At 55.5% G+C, this 17,875-nt stretch carries 17 protein-coding genes; 5 read left to right on the top strand and 12 right to left on the bottom strand.

From position 1 onward, the window contains the following. Positions 1–104 precede the first annotated feature (104 nt). The 5 genes from mmsB to FHR99_RS01750 all read right to left on the bottom strand — a co-directional run bounded on the left by mmsB (position 105) and on the right by FHR99_RS01750 (position 5,735). Positions 105–998, bottom strand: coding sequence for a 3-hydroxyisobutyrate dehydrogenase (mmsB, locus tag FHR99_RS01770; RefSeq protein WP_183408824.1), 894 nt, complete (start codon positions 996–998; stop codon positions 105–107). Position 999: 1 nt separating this feature from the next. Next, on the bottom strand, positions 1,000–2,151 hold the full coding sequence (locus tag FHR99_RS01765; protein ID WP_183408823.1) for an enoyl-CoA hydratase/isomerase family protein: 1,152 nt from the start codon (positions 2,149–2,151) through the stop codon (positions 1,000–1,002). Beyond that, positions 2,144–2,947 carry an enoyl-CoA hydratase gene (locus tag FHR99_RS01760; protein WP_246386437.1) on the bottom strand — a complete coding sequence of 268 codons (804 nt, stop codon included), beginning with the start codon at positions 2,945–2,947 and terminating at the stop codon, positions 2,144–2,146. Before FHR99_RS01760 ends, FHR99_RS01765 begins: the two co-directional genes overlap by 8 nt. Then, positions 2,944–4,104: an acyl-CoA dehydrogenase family protein gene (locus FHR99_RS01755; RefSeq protein ID WP_183408822.1), complete on the bottom strand. Its 1,161-nt coding sequence runs from the start codon at positions 4,102–4,104 to the stop codon at positions 2,944–2,946. The genes FHR99_RS01760 and FHR99_RS01755 overlap by 4 nt, the downstream gene beginning before the upstream one ends. Positions 4,105–4,238: 134 nt before the next feature. Then, positions 4,239–5,735 carry a CoA-acylating methylmalonate-semialdehyde dehydrogenase gene (locus FHR99_RS01750; protein ID WP_183408821.1) on the bottom strand — a complete coding sequence of 499 codons (1,497 nt, stop codon included), beginning with the start codon at positions 5,733–5,735 and terminating at the stop codon, positions 4,239–4,241. Positions 5,736–5,893: 158 nt separating this feature from the next. Here FHR99_RS01750 and FHR99_RS01745 point away from each other — a divergent pair, with 158 nt between their 5' ends. Then, a complete protein-coding gene (locus tag FHR99_RS01745; protein ID WP_183408820.1) occupies positions 5,894–6,775 on the top strand; it encodes an AraC family transcriptional regulator in 882 nt (293 codons plus the stop codon). A 10-nt stretch (positions 6,776–6,785) separates the two neighbouring features. On the opposite strand, the gene FHR99_RS01740 is transcribed toward FHR99_RS01745, so the two are convergent. Next, positions 6,786–8,489: an amidohydrolase gene (locus tag FHR99_RS01740; RefSeq protein WP_183408819.1), complete on the bottom strand. Its 1,704-nt coding sequence runs from the start codon at positions 8,487–8,489 to the stop codon at positions 6,786–6,788. Positions 8,490–8,960: 471 nt separating this feature from the next. Between FHR99_RS01740 and FHR99_RS01735 the strand changes: the two genes are divergently transcribed. Continuing rightward, positions 8,961–9,167, top strand: a complete 207-nt coding sequence (locus FHR99_RS01735; protein ID WP_343067328.1) for a hypothetical protein — start codon at positions 8,961–8,963, stop codon at positions 9,165–9,167. Positions 9,168–9,226: 59 nt separating this feature from the next. On the opposite strand, the gene FHR99_RS01730 is transcribed toward FHR99_RS01735, so the two are convergent. From FHR99_RS01730 to FHR99_RS01720, 3 genes are all read right to left on the bottom strand, one after another. After that, positions 9,227–10,876: a ShlB/FhaC/HecB family hemolysin secretion/activation protein gene (locus tag FHR99_RS01730; protein ID WP_183408818.1), complete on the bottom strand. Its 1,650-nt coding sequence runs from the start codon at positions 10,874–10,876 to the stop codon at positions 9,227–9,229. A 26-nt stretch (positions 10,877–10,902) separates the two neighbouring features. Further along, complete coding sequence (locus FHR99_RS01725) at positions 10,903–11,658, bottom strand: OmpA family protein (protein ID WP_183408817.1); 756 nt, start codon at positions 11,656–11,658, stop codon at positions 10,903–10,905. 252 nt (positions 11,659–11,910) lie between these two features. Continuing rightward, the gene (locus tag FHR99_RS01720; RefSeq protein WP_183408816.1) at positions 11,911–12,873 is read right to left on the bottom strand and encodes a hypothetical protein; all 963 of its coding nucleotides are present in this window, start codon (positions 12,871–12,873) and stop codon (positions 11,911–11,913) included. Between the two features lie 469 nt (positions 12,874–13,342). Here FHR99_RS01720 and FHR99_RS01715 point away from each other — a divergent pair, with 469 nt between their 5' ends. Continuing rightward, positions 13,343–14,317 carry a D-2-hydroxyacid dehydrogenase gene (locus tag FHR99_RS01715; protein WP_183408815.1) on the top strand — a complete coding sequence of 325 codons (975 nt, stop codon included), beginning with the start codon at positions 13,343–13,345 and terminating at the stop codon, positions 14,315–14,317. Between the two features lie 10 nt (positions 14,318–14,327). Here FHR99_RS01715 and FHR99_RS01710 read toward each other — a convergent pair whose 3' ends face one another. Next, positions 14,328–14,777, bottom strand: a complete 450-nt coding sequence (locus FHR99_RS01710) for a hypothetical protein (RefSeq protein WP_183408814.1) — start codon at positions 14,775–14,777, stop codon at positions 14,328–14,330. Between the two features lie 178 nt (positions 14,778–14,955). Between FHR99_RS01710 and FHR99_RS01705 the strand changes: the two genes are divergently transcribed. Further along, entirely contained in the window at positions 14,956–15,732 is a 777-nt protein-coding gene (locus tag FHR99_RS01705) for a glucose 1-dehydrogenase (RefSeq protein WP_183408813.1), read from the top strand. Positions 15,733–15,787: 55 nt separating this feature from the next. Here FHR99_RS01705 and FHR99_RS01700 read toward each other — a convergent pair whose 3' ends face one another. After that, positions 15,788–15,994 (bottom strand): type II citrate synthase, encoded by a 207-nt coding sequence (locus FHR99_RS01700; protein WP_183408812.1) that lies wholly within the window; start codon positions 15,992–15,994, stop codon positions 15,788–15,790. 13 nt (positions 15,995–16,007) lie between these two features. Then, complete coding sequence (locus tag FHR99_RS01695) at positions 16,008–16,379, bottom strand: FtsB family cell division protein (RefSeq protein ID WP_183408811.1); 372 nt, start codon at positions 16,377–16,379, stop codon at positions 16,008–16,010. 105 nt (positions 16,380–16,484) lie between these two features. Here FHR99_RS01695 and FHR99_RS01690 point away from each other — a divergent pair, with 105 nt between their 5' ends. Continuing rightward, positions 16,485–17,756, top strand: coding sequence for a CinA family nicotinamide mononucleotide deamidase-related protein (locus FHR99_RS01690; RefSeq protein ID WP_183408810.1), 1,272 nt, complete (start codon positions 16,485–16,487; stop codon positions 17,754–17,756). Positions 17,757–17,875 lie beyond the last annotated feature (119 nt).

Raw genomic sequence — 17,875 nt, 5'->3', positions numbered from 1 at the left:
AGGCCCCTCGTTTTTTATAGTAATTAGACAGGGGAAATTATCGCATGATTACGGCGAAAACATAGTGACAAAACCGGCCTCCGGGGAGGCCGGTTTAGGCCGACTCAGGAGGGCTTGCGTAACAGATTGAGAATACTGGAAAAATCCTTCTGGCCGTTGCCTGCCATGCCGTGGGCGGTATAGAGGCTGCGGGCCAGCGAGCCCATGGGCACTGAGCTTTTGCTGTCGATGCTGTTTTCCATGGCCAACCCCAGATCCTTGATCATCAGATCCACCATAAAGCCCGGCTGATAGCCCTTGCTGGCGGCGGAGTTTTCCTGCACGCCCGGATAGGGGTTATAGACCTCCAGCGACCAGTTGCGGCCAGAGCTGGCGAGCATGATCTCGGACAGTACTTTGGGGTCAAGGCCGTTATTAGCACCCAGTTGCAGAGCCTCGGCCGTGCCGATCATGTGAATCGCCAGCAGCATGTTGTTACACATCTTGGCAACCTGACCAGCACCGTTGTCACCGGCGTGAAAGATGTTTTTGCCCATGCCGGCGAGAATGGCTTTGGCACGCTCGAAATCTTCGGCGCTACCGCCGCACATAAAACTGAGCGTACCCGCCTGCGCGGCCGCCACACCACCGGAAACCGGCGCATCCATGACGCCAACACCCAGCTCGGCACCGGCCTTGGCCAGCGCGCGAGCACTGTCGGCATCGATGGTGGAGCAATCCAGCACTAGCGCGCCTTTGTTCAGCTGTTTGAGGATGCCGGTTTCCTCGTCCAGATAAACGGCCAATACATGCTGACCGGCAGGCAGCATGGAGATAACCGCTTCTGCACCAGCAATCGCATCGGCAGCCGAGGCGGCGATATTAACCCCTTCAGCCTTCACCGCTGCCAGAGCTTTTTCCGACAGATCGAAGGCGGTCACGGTGTGCCCGGCTTTGGCGAGATTGATCGCCATCGGGCCACCCATATTGCCCAGACCGATAAACGCTACGGTACTCATGTTATGCCCTCTTTAATGTCGCGATATCCGCCAGCGGGTTTTGCGGCCACGGCGGCGTAAAAAATTGCTCAGTCAGCTCGGCGGGAACCTCTGCAACAGAGGTGTAAATCCACTGTGGATTTTTATCCTTGTCGATCAACAGCGCGCGCACACCCTCGGCAAATTCAGGATGCCTTACCACCGTTGTCGAGAGCATCAGCTCGAATTGGAAGACCTCTTCCAGCGACAGGGCTTCACCGCGCTTGAGTTGCTGCCAGATATTGTGAGCGGCAATCGGCGAGCCGTGAGCCAAGCTGGCCTTCGCCTTATCCAGCCATTTGTCATCCGCTGAATCCAGGGCAAGAACGGCGTTCACTACGGTTTCGAGATCATCGCCACTACAGGCCTGATCAATTAGCCCTCGATGCTGGGCGACGGCGCTGGCCAACTCACTGCCGTCTTCCTGGATCGCTTTTGCCGGTGCAAGGGTTTTCAGCCTTTCCGTCAGCAACGCCTTGTTGGCGGCATCATCGGCTTTCCAATCCAGCGCTTTCACTGTGTCGAATATTTCGGCCTTGCGCGCGCGCTGAGCAAAATGGCGCGCCATCCCCGCATACAAGGTGTCCGCGGCGTTAATCGACGCTGCGGTCAAGGCCACAAACAAACCAGTCTTGCCCGGCATGCGATTCAAGAACCAGGTACCACCCACGTCGGGATAGAGAGCAATGGTAATTTCCGGCATGGCGATCCGGGTTTTCTCTGTGACAATGGCGTGACTGCAGCCCATAAAGAGGCCCAGGCCGCCGCCCATCACAATACCGTCACCCCAGCAAATTACCGGCTTCGGATAGAGGTGCAGCAGGTAGTCAAGGCGGTATTCCCGCTCAAAGAAGGTTTCCGCTTCCACACAGGGGCCGCCCGGGGTTTTAGTCGCGGAGCGATGCAGTTCCTGCACATCGCCGCCGGCGCAAAAAGCTTTCTCCCCTGCCCCCTGCAGCCAAACAGCAGCAATGCGATCATCGTCTTGCCAATCCTGCAGCTGGGCCAGCATCAGATCGACCATGGGCAGGGTCAGTGAGTTCAGGGTTTTCTCAACGCTGAGGGTGATTACGCCAATGGCCTTGCCATTGGTCGCATCCACCTCTTCAAAAATAACGGGACCGGGCTCAGGCATTTTTCCACTCCGGCTCACGCTTTTCCAGAAAGGCCTGTACACCTTCGACCTGATCCTGAGTGTCGAACAGATCCACAAAAAGTTCCCGTTCCAGCGGAAGTTGCGGGTTCATAGCGCGCTCGCGGGCACCGCGAATCAGCTTTTTGCAGGCGGTTACGCTGCTCGGGCTTTGCTTGGCAACCTGATGAGCCAGCTCGATGGCGCGCTTAAGGGATTCGCCCTTCGGTACCACTTCCTGAGCCAGACCAATTTTCTCAGCGGTGGCGGCATTGATGCGCTCATTACAGAGAATCATTTTGGCGGCCCAGGCTTCGCCTACCAGCCAGCTCAAACGCTGAGTACCGCCGGCACAGGGCAAAAGACCAACACGCGCTTCCGGCAAAGCCATTTGCGCCTGTTCTTCAACCACGCGGATATCACAGGCCAGCGCAAATTCCAGACCACCGCCCATCGCGTAGCCATTCACGGCTGCGATCGCTACGCCGCGAAAATCTGCCAGCGCTTCAAAAGCCTCGCCGAAGGCCTCTGCCATATTGCGAGCGTTGACCTTGTCACCGTCGGCAAACATTTTCAGATCGGCCCCGGCGGAGAAAAATTTCTCACCTTCCCCGGTTACAACCAAAGCGTAAATATCCTTCTCTTTGTTCAGACCTTCCACGATCTTTTTCAGGCCCGGCAGGCTATCGCCATCCCAGGTATTGGCGGCCGGGTTGTCGATGGTGATGATGGCGACATGACCGTCACGCTCGAGTTTCAGTTTTTCAGTAGGGCTGGTTATCGTCATCGTACTTGTCATCTGAGAATCTCCGTCATACCTTCCATCAGAATACGGCGCGACAGAATCACGCGCATGATTTCATTAGTGCCTTCCAGAATCTGGTGAACCCGACTGTCACGCAGAAAACGCTCTACCGGGTATTCCCGAATGTAACCGTAGCCACCGTGCAATTGCAGTGCCTGATTGCACACCTCAAATCCCACGTCGGTAGCAAAGCGTTTTGCCATCGCACAGTAGGCCGTGCGCTCAGGGTGTTTGGTATCGAGTTTGAAGGCGGCCAAACGCACCATCTGGCGCGCGGCGACCAGCTCGGTCAACATGTCTGCGAGTTTAAATTGCGTATTTTGAAAATCCGCTATGCGCTGATTAAATTGCTGGCGTTCTGACACATGGCTCAAGGCGAACTGCAGGCAGGCCTGTGCCGCGCCTATGGAACAGGTGGCGATATTGATACGGCCGCCATCCAAGCCTTCCATGGCAATGGCAAAACCCTGCCCCTCATCACCCAAACGGTTTTCGACCGGCACTTCCACCTCGTCGAAACTGATCGCTCGGGTCGGCTGGCTATTCCAGCCCATCTTTTCCTCTTTTTTGCCGTAGCTGATGCCCGGCGCATCGGCGGGAATGGCAAAGGCGCTGATGCCTTTCGGTCCGTCCGCCCCCGTGCGAGCCATCACCACCAGCACATCCGAATCACCGGCGCCGGAGATAAAGGCCTTACTGCCGGTCAGACGATACACATCACCGTCACGCACCGCGCGGGTTTTCAGGTTGCCCGCATCAGAACCCGCATTCGGCTCGGTCAGGCAATAAGAGGCCAGCGTTTCGCCTGCAGTCAAGCCGGGGCAGAATTTGCGTCGCACAGATTCCGTTCCGTAGCGCGCCACCATACTCAGCGCCATATTGTGGATGCTGATATAGGCCGCCGTAGACGGACAGGCTGCGGCCAACTCTTCCAGAATAATGGCGGAGTCAAGCCGAGACAGATCAATGCCGCCCTCGGATTCCGGCGTATAAAGGCCCATAAAGCCCAACTCACCGGCCTGGCGCAGCACATCCTTGGGAAAAAAGTGGGTGGCATCCCACTCGGCAGCGTTGGGAGCCATAACGTCCTGGGCGAATTGACGCGCCGTATCCTGAAAGGCGCGCTGATCTCCGTTCAGTTCGAAATCCATTGTTATTCCTTAAGGGTCATTCCAACTCTTCGATAACTCACGTCATTGCGAGCAAAGCGAAGCAACCTTTTCCAGTGCGGCAGAGGCTTCGGGAGATTGCTTCGTTCCTCGCAATGACAGGTGGTTTACACCTGTCATTTAAGAGCGATGGTCATATTTGGCTGATCACCCGCAGCTTCATCCACCGGCCAGCGCGCGGTAATAGTCTTGGTTTCCGTATAGAAACGCACCGCCTGCTTGCCGTAGGCGTGCAAGTCGCCCATGAAAGAGGCCTTCCAACCAGTAAAGGAGAAGAAAGGCAGGGGTACTGGAATCGGAATATTGATACCCACCTGCCCCACTTCAATTTCATGCTGGTAGCGACGTGCAGCAGCGCCCGACTTGGTGAAGATAGAGGTGCCATTACCGAAGGGGCAAGCGTTAATCAGTTCAATCGCTTCACCCAGGGTTTTAGCGTGCATACACACCAGCACAGGACCAAAGATTTCTTCCTTGTAAATGGTCATGTCGGTGGTTACATCGGTAAAGATGGTCGGGCCAACCCAGTTACCATCCGGGTAGCCTTCAACGGTGCAATCGCGACCATCCAGCAGGCAAGTCGCGCCCTCTTCAATGCCTTTTGCGATATAGGCCTTAACACGATCGGTAGCGGCCTTGCTGACCAGCGGGCCGTAACCGGCTGACGCATCGTTCCAGTAGCCGGGCTGCACTTTGGCCAGCTTCTCTTTCAGCTCGTCGACCCAGTTAATGCTGTCACCGACGAACACGGCCACACTGATCGCCATGCAACGCTGACCGGCAGCACCGACAGATGCACCGACCAGATTATTAACCACGGTATTCTTGTCGGCATCCGGCATGACCACCATATGGTTTTTGGCACCGGCAAAGCACTGCACGCGTTTCAGGTGGTGAGTACCGGTGCGGTAAATATGTTCGCCAACGGGCACTGAACCGACGAAGGAAATCGCCTTGGTGACCGGTGAAGTCAGTAGTTGATCCACCTGATCCTTGCCGCCGTGAACCATCTGCACCACACCATCCGGACAGCCGGCCTCTTTAAACAGTTCCAGCAGACGCACCGCAGTCAGCGGCACTTGCTCAGAGGGCTTCAAGACGAAAGTATTGCCGCAAGCCACCGCCAGCGGAAACATCCACAGCGGGATCATCGCCGGGAAATTGAAGGGTGTAATGCCCACGCACACACCGAGCGATTGCACATTGCTGTAGGTGTCTACGCCGTTGGCCACATTCTCAACGGTTTCACCCATTAGCAGCGAAGGCACGTTACAGGCGTGCTCAACCACTTCGATACCGCGCCAGACATCGCCCTTGGCATCTTCAAAGGTTTTACCGTTGTCTTCCGCCAGAATCTCGGCCAACTCGTCGTGGTGTTCTTTCAGCAGGGCCTGATAGCGCAGCATCAAACGGGCACGCTCGGGTACCGGTACATTGCGCCAGGTTTTAAAGGCTTCGGCGGCGCCCTGAATGGCCTGCTCGACTTCGTCCGGAGTGGCGAACGGCACTTCGGCCAGAACACCCTGAGTTGCCGGGTTGATAACCGGCAGGGTCTGGGCCGACTTACTGTCAACAAACTGACCATTAATCAGAAGGGGTACGCGCTTGTTCATTGCTTCACCTGTCGTTGAATGTGGATAGCGGGTTTAAGAGTTGTTTATGGAATGTTTGAGACTATACCCGCGCACCAGAAACAGCAGTATTGACGAAATTTCGAATAACATGGACTATATTGCGGTAACAACTCGTCGAGACTGCTACCGAATTACCCATGAGCCAACCCTCGCACTGGCCCCTGCCGCAAGACGGCATTCGCTTCGTCACGCCCGGTTTTCTGCTGGACGCCCTGCGCAGCAGTCCGCTGGCGCGCGACTGCTACCCCTCGGCCATGGGCTACTACCCTGAGGCTCACGGCCATAGCATGAGCCGCGAACGCCACGACGATAATCTATTGATCTTTTGCATAGACGGCGAAGGGATAATCGAAGCGCACGAGAAAACCCGCCGCGTGCAGTCTGGCGATCTGCTGATCATTCCCGCCAATACGCCCCACTTCTATGAGGCTAGCCGGGAAGACCCCTGGACGATCTATTGGTGTCATTTTGCGGGGGATCAGGCCGAGCATTACGTGAATCTGATTATCGGCGCTAGCGAACAGCTGCTGGTACCGGCGACTCAGCGCCTGAAGCTGGTGCGGGATTTTCAAAGCTTGCTGAGTGTGCGTGAGACCGGCTACCGCGAATTGCCCTTTATTCACGCCGCCAATCTGTTGAAACAATTACTGAGCTATATCGCTCTGCAGAATCGTTCAACGCAGCACAATACGGCAACCGGTTTTAACCTGCGTGAGATCGAAGACAATATGCGGGCGAATCTGGATAAACCGCTCACGCTGGACGAGCTGGCCGAGAGCTGCAATCTCTCCAAATATCACTTTTCCACCAAGTACAAAGAGGCGACCGGTTACTCACCGATTAAACACTTTCTGCATATGAAAATTGAGGCGGCCTGCCAGTTGCTGGATACCACCGACCTGCGAATCAGCGCCGTCAGTACAGCGGTCGGTTATGACGACCCACTGTACTTTTCCAGACTATTCAGAAAGGTGACCGGGCTGTCGCCCAAAGATTACCGGGCCTCGCACAAGAAATAATCTCGTACAGTCAATCTCGCGAATAGACCGTTACACCACCAATGACAGTGCGCATCACCGGAATGTCATTGAAGGTCTTGGGGTGACTCAAGGGATCGCGCTCCAGAACCACCAGATCAGCCAATTTGCCCGGGGTGACGGAACCTATTTCATCCTCGCGGAATATTTGCCACGCCGCATCAATCGTAATCGCACGCAGCGCCTGCTCCACGGAAATGCGCTGATGGGGCCCAATCACTTTGCCACTGCTGGTCTTGCGATTGACCGTCGTCCAGGCACCCATCAGCGGATCCATGGGAACCACCGGCGTATCAAGATGGGTGGTAAAACGCAGACCGAGATCGACCGCGGACTTCGCCGGACTCATATTGGCCGCACGCTCTGGCCCCATGAAAATATCCCGATGACGATCGCCCCAGTAATAGGTATGCGCCGAGAAAAACGTCGGCGTTATACCGAGCTCTTTCATGCGAAGCAATTGATCTTCCCGTGCCATCTGGGCGTGAACGAGAATAAGGCGCGGATCTTCGCGGAAATGGGTTTTCTGTGCCTCGGAAAACGCATGAATGATATCGTCGATAGAGGCATCGCCGTTGCCATGAATCGCCAGCTGATAGCCCGCTTTGTGAAAACGCGTAACGATGCGAGTCAGCTCATCACGAGGAATCGTCGGGTAGCCGCGGTAATCGTCCTTACCGTGATAAGGCGTGTGGTAGGGCTTGGACAGATAGCCGGTAAAACCCTGAATGCTGCCATCGGCGGTGATTTTGATAGCGCCCAGATTCAATTGATCGGATTCAAAATCCTCCGCTTTCTTTTGGCCTTCGATCAGCTCTTTTCCAAGGCTATCGTAATAGGGCCACAACTCCAGTCGCAGCGGCGACAGGTTCAGTTTCTGGGCTAACCATAGCCCCTGCATCATCGTGCCATCCAAAGCCCCGGATTGCGCGACCGTTACCCCCTTGGCCAGATAATCAACGGAGGCTTTCTTGATCATCTCCAGAAACTGAAACACCGACAAATCCATCGACATTTCCAGTACCGGAATGCGCGCCTCTTCTTCGAGCAGCCCCGTCAATTCACCACTCGCAGGATCTTTGACGATAACCCCACCCTCCGGATTGGGCGTATTCTCGTCGATCCCCGCGAGCGCCAGCGCCTTGCTGTTAGCCACCAGCATATGTCCGGAAATATGCCAGATGGCAATAGGGTGAGCACTTGAAACCTCGTCGAGTTCAAGTCGGGTCGGATGGCGTTTATCTTGCAGCAGGGTATCGTCATAGCCGTAGCCAAACACCCATTCCCCTTCTGGCGTTTGCGCAGCCTTCTCCGTCAGGCGCGCGAGCAGTTCAGTCATTGAACTAATATTCCCGATGGGCGGGCTGTTCAGATCAAGTCCAAAAACCGAGAGCCCGGACGCGGGAAAATGGCCATGGGCATCAATAAAGCCCGGCATCAGTGTTTTGCCGTTCAGGTCGTGAATCACCGTGTCGGCATTGATATAGGGAGTCATATCGTCCCGGGAGCCAACAGCCACTATCCGGGCGTCTTGCACCGCGACCGCTTCGGCGACAGGCAGATTCGGGTCCATGGTCAGCACCCGAGCATTCATAAAAACCTGACTCTGGGGAGGGCGCTCGGGTTGCAGCTTGAAATATACCGCCAACAGCAGCACCAAACTGACCACTAAAAGCCCCCATAGTATTTTTTTCATGCCTTACCTCCCCCGAGCAGATTTGAGTGTGCCGTAAACGGCCCCGGCATCACCACCGTCCAAACGGCTGGGGTGAAAACTAAGGCTATCGGAGGAGATTAAGGAAGGAAATCCGCGACCAAAGCGACACTTTCTTGCCAGAAGCGCACTACAAAGTCGGGATCATTGACCACTGGATTGGGCGCCCGCGGCTTGCGTTGATAAAAATAACCGCCACCGGCTTTGATTCTTTTTGACTGGAAGCTTGCTGGGACATAACGCGGCCTCAATGTTAGGGGTTTCTGTTATTTTTTCACAGCGACTCACAGGCTGAAAGCGGGCCGTATGTCGACAAACGGCCATTTCATGGGGAATCCGAGCCTTTTTCCAAATCCTTCCAAACTGAGTGCAGTGTGCATATTTACTGTACGGATCAGCGATACAAAAATATCTTCACGTCTCGACTTTATGAACGGGAAAAGGATGTTCTACATGACTATGAAACTTGCAAAAGCTTTTTCACTGATTGCCCTGATGCTGATTTCACTCACGACTCTCAGCGGCTGTGAGCGAGAAGAAGGCCCAATGGAGGAAATGGGTGAAAACATGGATGAGGCTGCAACGGATTTTGGCAACGCGGTAGAAGACACCTGTGAAGATGCCAAAGAAGGAGCCGGTGCCAAGGACACCGATTGCTGATATCCGAGAAAGGTTTAAAAAAATGCCCCGAGACTTTGTCGGGGCATTTTTTTGTCTGCTCAGAAAGTTTTGCTGAGCTTCCAGTAAAAATCGACTTCCAGATCTTCCAACGCGTCTTCGCCGATGTTGCGATCTGACAATGGCGCCGCTGCCACAAACTGCATGGTGATATCCCAGCCCAACTCCCCTTCGATGCTAAGCCCCGCATCGCTCAAGCTGCGGGTATCTCCCAACTCACCATCAACGTTTTCAAATTGGGCCTGACCGTACTCTGCAAACAGAGCGGGCGTGAACTCCATGCCAAAGGCTTCCCAGCCGTTGCGTTCCAGTTTTACGCGAACATAGGTCCCGGTATCGCCGATCAGAGTACCCGGCAGATAAGCACTCAGGGTCGACATACCGCCGAGAACAAACTGCTTTTGCTGCGGCAGCTGCTCACCGTCCGACAGCTGCGACAGCACGTCGAGAGTAACCGACCACTTGTCAGTCAGCCCTACTTTAACCCCCATCTTGGGCCGATAAAGCAGGTACTCAGCCGTGCGTTTGCCCGCCGACACATTGTTGGCATTGTTGTCCAGAGAAAAGGTGCCGTCATCGGTACTAAGCCCCTTTTCGACAAAACCCTGCACGCTCCACCGAACCGGCTTGCCAAACCAGTCCGAGTAGCGGAAATACTTCAGCCCGAGCTCTGCCGCCGCATGGGCCTCTTCTTGCAGAATTCGGCCGTCATCAAGCTCGATATCGGCTTTGGTGTAGTCCAGCCGCTCACTGACGGTTAACCGCTGACGGGGAGTCGCATACAGCACCTGCTCCCCGGTCAGGGCCGCAGAAGAAGTTTCACCTTCGACAACGACGGGTTCATTCGTGGCCGGCGCATCCGAGCAAAAGCCGAACACGGTGCACAGCAGCGAGGTATCTTCCTGACCGGGATTAATCACAACATCATCTCGCTCGTAGCGAGCATGGCTGAGCTCCACACCGTAGAGACCGAATCGGGTCGGTTTATCCAGCGTCAACAGTAAGCCGTCGTAGCTGCGACCGCCATTGGTTTCCCCCCACTCTGTCATGGCCGACTCGTAATTCACATCCAGCTCAGTCCCATTCCAGAACTGATGAGTGACGCTGGCGCCCGCAAAATACCGGCCCACAAAGCGGTTGCCTTGATTACCTAATGACAGCCCCCATTCCGTTGGATCGTAATCTTCAACATCGGCCTGGTTAAACACCAGCGTCATGGCGTCGGGTTCGGAACCTGCCTTATAGCTAATCTGATATTTCTGCCCGCTTCTATTCGCCTGAATATCTGCCAGCACGCGGCGCCGTTCAAATTCGGCAACGGTCAGATTTTCGTCGCCGACCAGCGGAGTGAAGTGCGAAGTGAGACTCTGATCGCCTTCAACACCGGCAAGCTTGCCATTGACCACATGGGCGTAAATCACTTCGCCACGCTGGGCGTAATAAATCGTGACCAGAAGATGGCCGCTTTGATAATAAGCCTGATTAATGGCTCGAATAGCCTGCGAAGGCGTTTTCGCTGCACCTGCAATCTGTCGGATCTGCTCTTCTGTCAGATACCGATTCCCGGTAACGCGCAGGGTAAAACCGCTGACTTCCGTATTGATCGTTTCCGATCCGCGACTGGCGTGTGCTTCGATTTTCTCGGCACTGGACAATTGCGGCGGAATGATCGGCGGCAGGTCGATCGCCATAGAGAATTCCCTTCTGCTTGGATAAATTAATTGGTGCGGCTAGCTTCGGAGCCGGCTTCTGCCAGATCGCTGACAACGCGCAGATCAACTCGCCGATTGCGGGCGCGCCCGGCCGCGAAGTCTTCACCATCAGCCAGTTTGTTGGCTGCCACCGGCTGGCTTTCACCATAGCCCTTGAAACGCAGTCGATAAGGCGCAATTCCGCGATTGATCAAGTAATCGTAGACTGCTTTAGCACGCGCTTCGGAAACTTTGCGATTGGTTTCTCGATTGCCGCGTGAGTCAGAATGCCCGCCGATTTCAACAACCACGTTGAATTGCTGCCGTAGCACCGCCACGACGCGGTCAAGAATCTCAAAAGATTCGGGGCGAAGTGAAGTGCCATTAAAGTCAAAAAATACCCCTACCAGCTCCAGCGGCGCATCGCGACTTAAGTGGCAGCCACTTGGCAGCACTACCGCTTTCGCCGGTGTGTTGCTGCAATAATCCTGAGTATTACAAACGCCATCATTGTCATCATCCGGGCAGGCTTCGTAGTCCAGCTCCTGTTTCTTCTCAAGCGACGCTAACTTTTCTTCAGGCTCGGGAATACCGCCAACGAACACATCGGGTGAGGAGCCACTTCCCAGGCCGACAAGGTTATCTGCCGGGATTCCGCTCATATCAATCACTGATCCGTCGCTGATCGGGACCATCGCGCCACCCGGCACAGCAACCGCACTACCCACTGCATTTGCGGTGCCACTCGCCAATGATGGCAGACCTTGAGCCTGTACTCCCACCGCCCAGCATCCGACTATCGCCAGCAACGTCCGTTTTACCGTCCCCAAAATTTTGCCCTTAGTCTGAAGTGATTGCGCAAAATGTTAGCACTCGCAGAAGGCAGCAAGAAACATTCTGTTGGTCAGCGCGCCGACAAATACCGAATTTGCGACGAAATCCACCACTCTCGTGCGCCTATAAGCTCTATGACTATGATAAAAAAGCCCCCGCAGGGCGGGGGCAAACAAGTGCATATCGTTCCCGAATGGGACTTAGGGAATTGGCAGCGCAGGCAGGCCGCCGCCCACCAGACCGGTGACCGTGCCAACCGGATCGACTGGCAAGGCGGGCAAGCCAGGCGCACCACCGGCAGGTATCAGTCCGGTCAGAGTACCAACAGGATCAACGGGCAGCGCAGGCAATCCACCGCCCACCAGACCGGTGACCGTGCCAACCGGATCGACTGGCAAGGCGGGCAAGCCCGGCGCACCACCGGCAGGTATCAGACCGGTCAGTGTGCCTACCGGATCAACGGGCAGCGCAGGCAGACCACCGCCCACCAGACCGGTGACCGTGCCAACCGGATCGACTGGCAAGGCAGGCAAGCCCGGCGCACCACCGGCAGGTATCAATCCGGTCAGAGTACCAACAGGATCAATGGGCAGCGCAGGCAATCCACCGCCCACAAGACCCGTTACTGTGCCAACCGGATTGACCGGCAACGCAGGTAGGCCTGGCAAACCACCACCTGAAGGGATCAAGCCTGTTAGCGTACCCACTGGGTCAACCGGCAGCGAAGGCAACCCACCGCCAACCATGGCAGTAAGCGTTCCCACCGGGTCAACGGGTAATGCCGGAATAGCGCTCGGCCCCGTGGGCAGCAGATCATCAAGAATCTCAGCCGGATCATTTGGCAGACCCGGCAAAGGGCCATCATCCAGACTCGGCACCATATTCACCAGATCCGCCACCGGAATACCGGTACCCCGCTGAAAATCGCCAATCAGACGAGGTACACCGGTTAGCGGATTACTGTCGGGTGTCAAAGCGAAACGACTACCCGCCAGATTGACATCAACCAGACCGGTATCCCCGCCGATCCCGACCCCCAAAACATTGCCAACACCGGGCACGTTCACAATCGCCCCAACCAGCGGCTGCGCAGACGCTGAACCGGCAAGCACCAGAGAACTGGCAATCGCTGTATTGAGCAGTCGTTTCTTGAAATTTTTCATCAGACCTCTCCTAATTACATGTCCCCGCCCTAAACCACTATGCAACACAGTGAACCCACAAGTACCGACGAGGCATTTACATTACAGCGCTGTTTTCAAGACCTTGATGTGTGATTAATCACAATACGTATTTGCCCGGACAGAAGCGCCCAAGAATGTGACATGACACATGTTTTAGAGCCTAAAAACCCCCATAGAAATCGTTTTATTTATTATATTTCATACACTTAAAATGTATTGGCTTTATATACAGGAGCGGTTCGTAACCTGTAACCCATTTCTGGGACAGACATCTCGATAAGGTGTGTCATTGCGACCTCTACTGCATCATCGATGCGTTTTCGACTTTCACTACAAAAACACTACATTACACACATAAGATTACTGAAAAAGACCAGAAGCTTAAAACCGGCTTGTACTGGCTGCGACTCGTGTTACTTTTTCGCCTCAGCGTTGATAGGCAATCACTATGAAGGGCGTACTCTTGGATCAGGGCAGCCTGCAAAGCTCTGACCTCCACCTCGATAATCTGATCGGCGAGTTCGATAACTTTAAAGCCTTTGATCAGACACTCTCAGGACAGCAACTAGAGCGGCTAAAGGGCTCGCAAATAGCTCTGACCAATAAAGTCCCGCTGGACCGGGAGACGCTAGAACAGTTGCCTGAGCTCAGGCTGATTCTGGTTCTGGCGACGGGCACCAACATTATTGATCTTGAGGCTGCCTCTCAGCTGGGAATTGCCGTGTGCAACAATCGCGATTATTCAACCCACTCGCTGGTAGAGCACACCCTGAGCCTGATGCTGGCTTTGGCACGGCGATTACCGGCTTATCAACAAAGAATCGCCAACGGCGACTGGCAAGGCGCAGACCAGTTCTGCCTGCTTGATCCGCCCATCATCGAACTGCATAACAAACAACTGGGTGTTATTGGCGCAGGCGCCTCGGGAACACGGCTGGCAACGGTGGCACAGGCCTTGGGCATGAGAACCGTTGCCCTGGAGTCCAATCGCCCGCAGAAGACGTCGACAACAGATCTGCCGAGAGTAAGCCTCGACCGCCTGCTAAAGGAAAGCGACGTGATATCCGTGAATTGCCCATTGACGGAAACCACCCGCAACCTGATCGATGCCAATGCACTGGCGCAAATGAAGCCAGAAGCACTGCTCATCAATACGGCGCGAGGAGGCATTATCAATGAAGCCGATCTGGCAGCGGCGCTCATGCGCGGTGAGCTGGGAGGGGCCGCGTTGGATGTGCTATCGGTAGAGCCACCACGCGACGGCAATCCCCTGCTGGACGTCGTTCACCCCAACCTGATAATCACCCCGCACAATGCCTGGGGCAGTCGCGAAGCACGACAGGCCTTGATTGATCAAAGTACGGAAATCGTGCGGCGCTTCAAACAAGGTGAAGTGATGAACTGCGTCAACCAGCCAAACTGAAACGCGAGGATTACTTCAGCGGTACAACGATGCCAATTTCGCCGCCATCAACGTTATCCATGCGTTTTTCCGAGGAAGGCTCGTCGATCATATAGACCTTACCCTTGAATTTAACACCCGGTTTGTCTGACTTGGATTGAAAGTAATTTGGTGTCTGCTCTTTTTCAGCAAACAGGTACTGATCATTGTTCGAGCCACCTTCACTGGGTAGCGACAGATTCAGTGACACCGGCCTTACACCGCCTTCGGACGAGCTGCTTTGGGAAGCGCTGTTAGCGTCAACATTTTCAGGGGCAGGCGTGGCGGCGGCCGAGGCCGGCGGCGTCGTGACGGAGGTCACGTCCGTCACATCGGTAACATCCACCGAGGCTGGCTCCGGTGGCTCGGGCTGGCGGGTACACCCGGCCAGCACCGTCAGCGATACGAACCCTGCGAGGCTTAACGACAGGACTGACTTCATGAAACCTCCATACCGTCCTAAAAACCTTAGTCTGCTCAGACCCCACACCACCGGGAAAGTGCCGCCCGTGGGCACACATCGTTAATCCAGACTAATTGAAAGTTCCGTTGCGCTTGATGGGCCCGAGCGCCCCACGCTTAAATAACGGCCCCACTACCCTAGCAAATGAGGACAAACAATGGGACGACTCAGTGGCAAAGTTGCCATCATTACCGGCGCCGCTCGCGGCATGGGTGAAACCACCGCCCGCCTGTTTCACCGGGAGGGAGCTGTGGTGGTCATTGCTGACGTACTCGATACCGAAGGTCAGGCAGTGGCCGACAGCCTGGGGGAAGGCGCCCACTACGTCCATTTGGATGTGCGCGAAGAAGCAGACTGGCAACGGGCGGTAGAGCTCGCCACCTCACTCGGCAGCTATCAGGTGCTGGTCAACAACGCCGCGATTCTTTACGCCGCTGCGATCACCGACGCTACGCCGGAAGACTATATGCGCGTAATCAGCATTAACCAGCTCGGACCCTATATCGGTATGCGGGAATCCTTTGCTGCCATGAAGGCCGCAGGCGGGGGCTCAATTATTAATATTTCGTCGATTGACGGCCTGCAATCCAAAAATGGTTTGAGTGCCTACTCGTCCAGCAAATGGGCCTTGCGCGGCCTGAGCAAATCCGCAGCATTGGAATTTGGCCGCTTCAACATCCGCGTCAATACCGTACACCCGGGCGGCGTTTTTACCGCTATGCACGCGGCCGGCGACAAAACGGAACCCACCGAAGAAGACAACGCCTTTTACGCCCATCACCCTTTGCCGCGGGTTGGACTGCCGTCAGAAATTGCCAGCATGTCACTGTATCTGGCATCCGACGACAGCAGCTATTCCACAGGTGCAGAATTTATCGTGGACGGTGGCTGGAGCGCCGGCATGAGACTGGATATGCTGCCCACTGCGCAGTAAAAACCGATTGAAGGGCGCAGCTGCGCCCTTTCTTCGCAACGAGCAAGGCTGACAGCTAAAGCGATTCGTCCATACCGATATAGTCGATGCGCGGGTAGGAAACCCACTTAAAGCTGTGTTCGTGACCGCAGATCATACACTTGTGCGGCGTAACACCGGTTTTGGCATCCATCTCACCGCAGCGCTCTACCATCCCGTGTTCGCACTTGTCACAAACGTAATTGACTTCAACGGCCTGCACTTTGCGCTTGAGTTCTGTCACAGACGGATTCCTTCTACTGTTCGGCGGGAGGATTGGAATTCTGCGGAGTTTCCGACTTGGAATCGTTGCGTTCACGACGCTCGCGCATGGCCTCTTCGGCCTTGCGCAACTCGGACTCCAAAACATCCAACATACTGTTCCAGCCTGTTACTAAAGCATCACCAGCTTCTTCAACGATAACGTCCAGATCACTCGACTGGAGTTCTTCCAGCGCCGCTCTGAGTTCCCGGTTTTCTTCCCGGGTTTCCGCCAGCTCGGTTTTCACTGCCGCCAGCTCAGATGCCACGTTGCGCTGAAACGCACGATTGTTCTGAATAAAAAAGACCTGCACACAGACTAGGGCAAGGACCACCGCACACAACACCGGCACCAACCATCGATTCATCGACAAACCATCCTGACAGCTCAGAGAGAATTGTAATTAGCCTACAAGCGCACTACCCTTTTCACAAGATGCCCAGTCCATCCCGCAGTCTATCGAGACATAACCATGAAGATTCAAGTGCTACTCACCGGCAATGAAATCATGTCCGGTGATATCGTCGATTCCAACTCCTCCATGATGGCCGACCTGTTCAGCAAGTACGGCTGGCGCATCGCCCGCAAAGTCACTGTCGGTGACGAAATGGAGACACTGGTTGAGGAAATTCGTAGCCTTAGCAGCAACAGCGATGTGCTTATTATTAACGGCGGCCTCGGCCCAACCGTGGATGATCTAACCGCTCAGGCAATGGCGGAAGCCAGCGGCCAGCCTCTGGCCATTCACCCCGACGCCATGGCGCATCTGGAAACCTGGTGCGGCCGACGGCAAATACAGATCAACGACGCCAACCGTAAACAGACCCTTCTGCCCAAAGGCTGCGCCATACTCGCCAACGAAACCGGCAGTGCCGTCGGCATCCAGATGGAACTGAACGGCTGCCTAGTATATGCCACACCCGGGGTGCCCTCAGAGCTGCGCTGGATGCTGCGTCACGAGGTCTTGCCCCAATTACTAAAGCATTTCCCCTCGGGTTCCGTTGAGACCCGTCGCCTGCTGGTCTTTGGTAGCGGCGAATCCACCCTGCAGCAACTGATCAGCAATCAGTATCCGGACTGGCCTGACAGTATTGAGCTCGGCTTTCGCGCCTCCATGCCGGCACTTGAAGTTAAGCTCACCACCCGCGCAGCGAATTCGGACGAGCTGGATACCTGGCAGCAGCGTCTGATCGATGACATTTTTCAGGATTGCTATATCGCCAATGCACCGAATTCACTGGCGCAAGCCACTATCGACGCCCTCTACCGCGAGCAACTCCATGTGGCCACGGCGGAATCCTGCACTGGCGGTATGATCGCCAGTCAACTCACCGATATTCCCGGTGCCTCTCAGGTATTTGAGGCGGGCTGGGTGACCTACTCCAACGCCATGAAGCAGAGCCAACTCGGCGTGCCCGCAGGCGATCTCGAACACTTCGGCGCCGTCAGCGAGCCTGTTGCCCGGGCAATGGCAGAGGGCGCCAAACGGCACAGCGGCGCCGATATCAGCGTCGCAGTCACCGGTATTGCGGGGCCCGACGGCGGCTCGGAACAGAAACCGGTCGGCACGGTTTGGATCGCTCTGGCGACGCCCGAAGAGACTCACTGCTACGCCCTGCAGGTGCCCTTTGAGCGCAGTATGTTTCGACGCTGGGTCAGCGCCTGCTGTCTGGATCTAATCCGCCGCGCCGCGCTGGGATTGACCCTGCAACCGCGCTATCTGGCGCGCTTCCAGAATCACTGAGTTTTCCTCCTCTCTAGGCGCCGAATATGCCGGTTTGCGGCGTCTAAAATGCTAATGCCCAGAGCCCTAAAGCCTGTTAGGCTACGCGCTGGATTGCACAGTTTTTACCCTGTGTTTAA

This window comes from Litorivivens lipolytica (assembly GCF_014191715.1).
In the GTDB taxonomy this organism is placed as follows: domain Bacteria; phylum Pseudomonadota; class Gammaproteobacteria; order Pseudomonadales; family Spongiibacteraceae; genus Litorivivens; species Litorivivens lipolytica.
The sequence above is the reverse complement of the archived record's forward strand: the minus strand, read 5'-3'. Positions and strand labels throughout refer to the sequence as shown.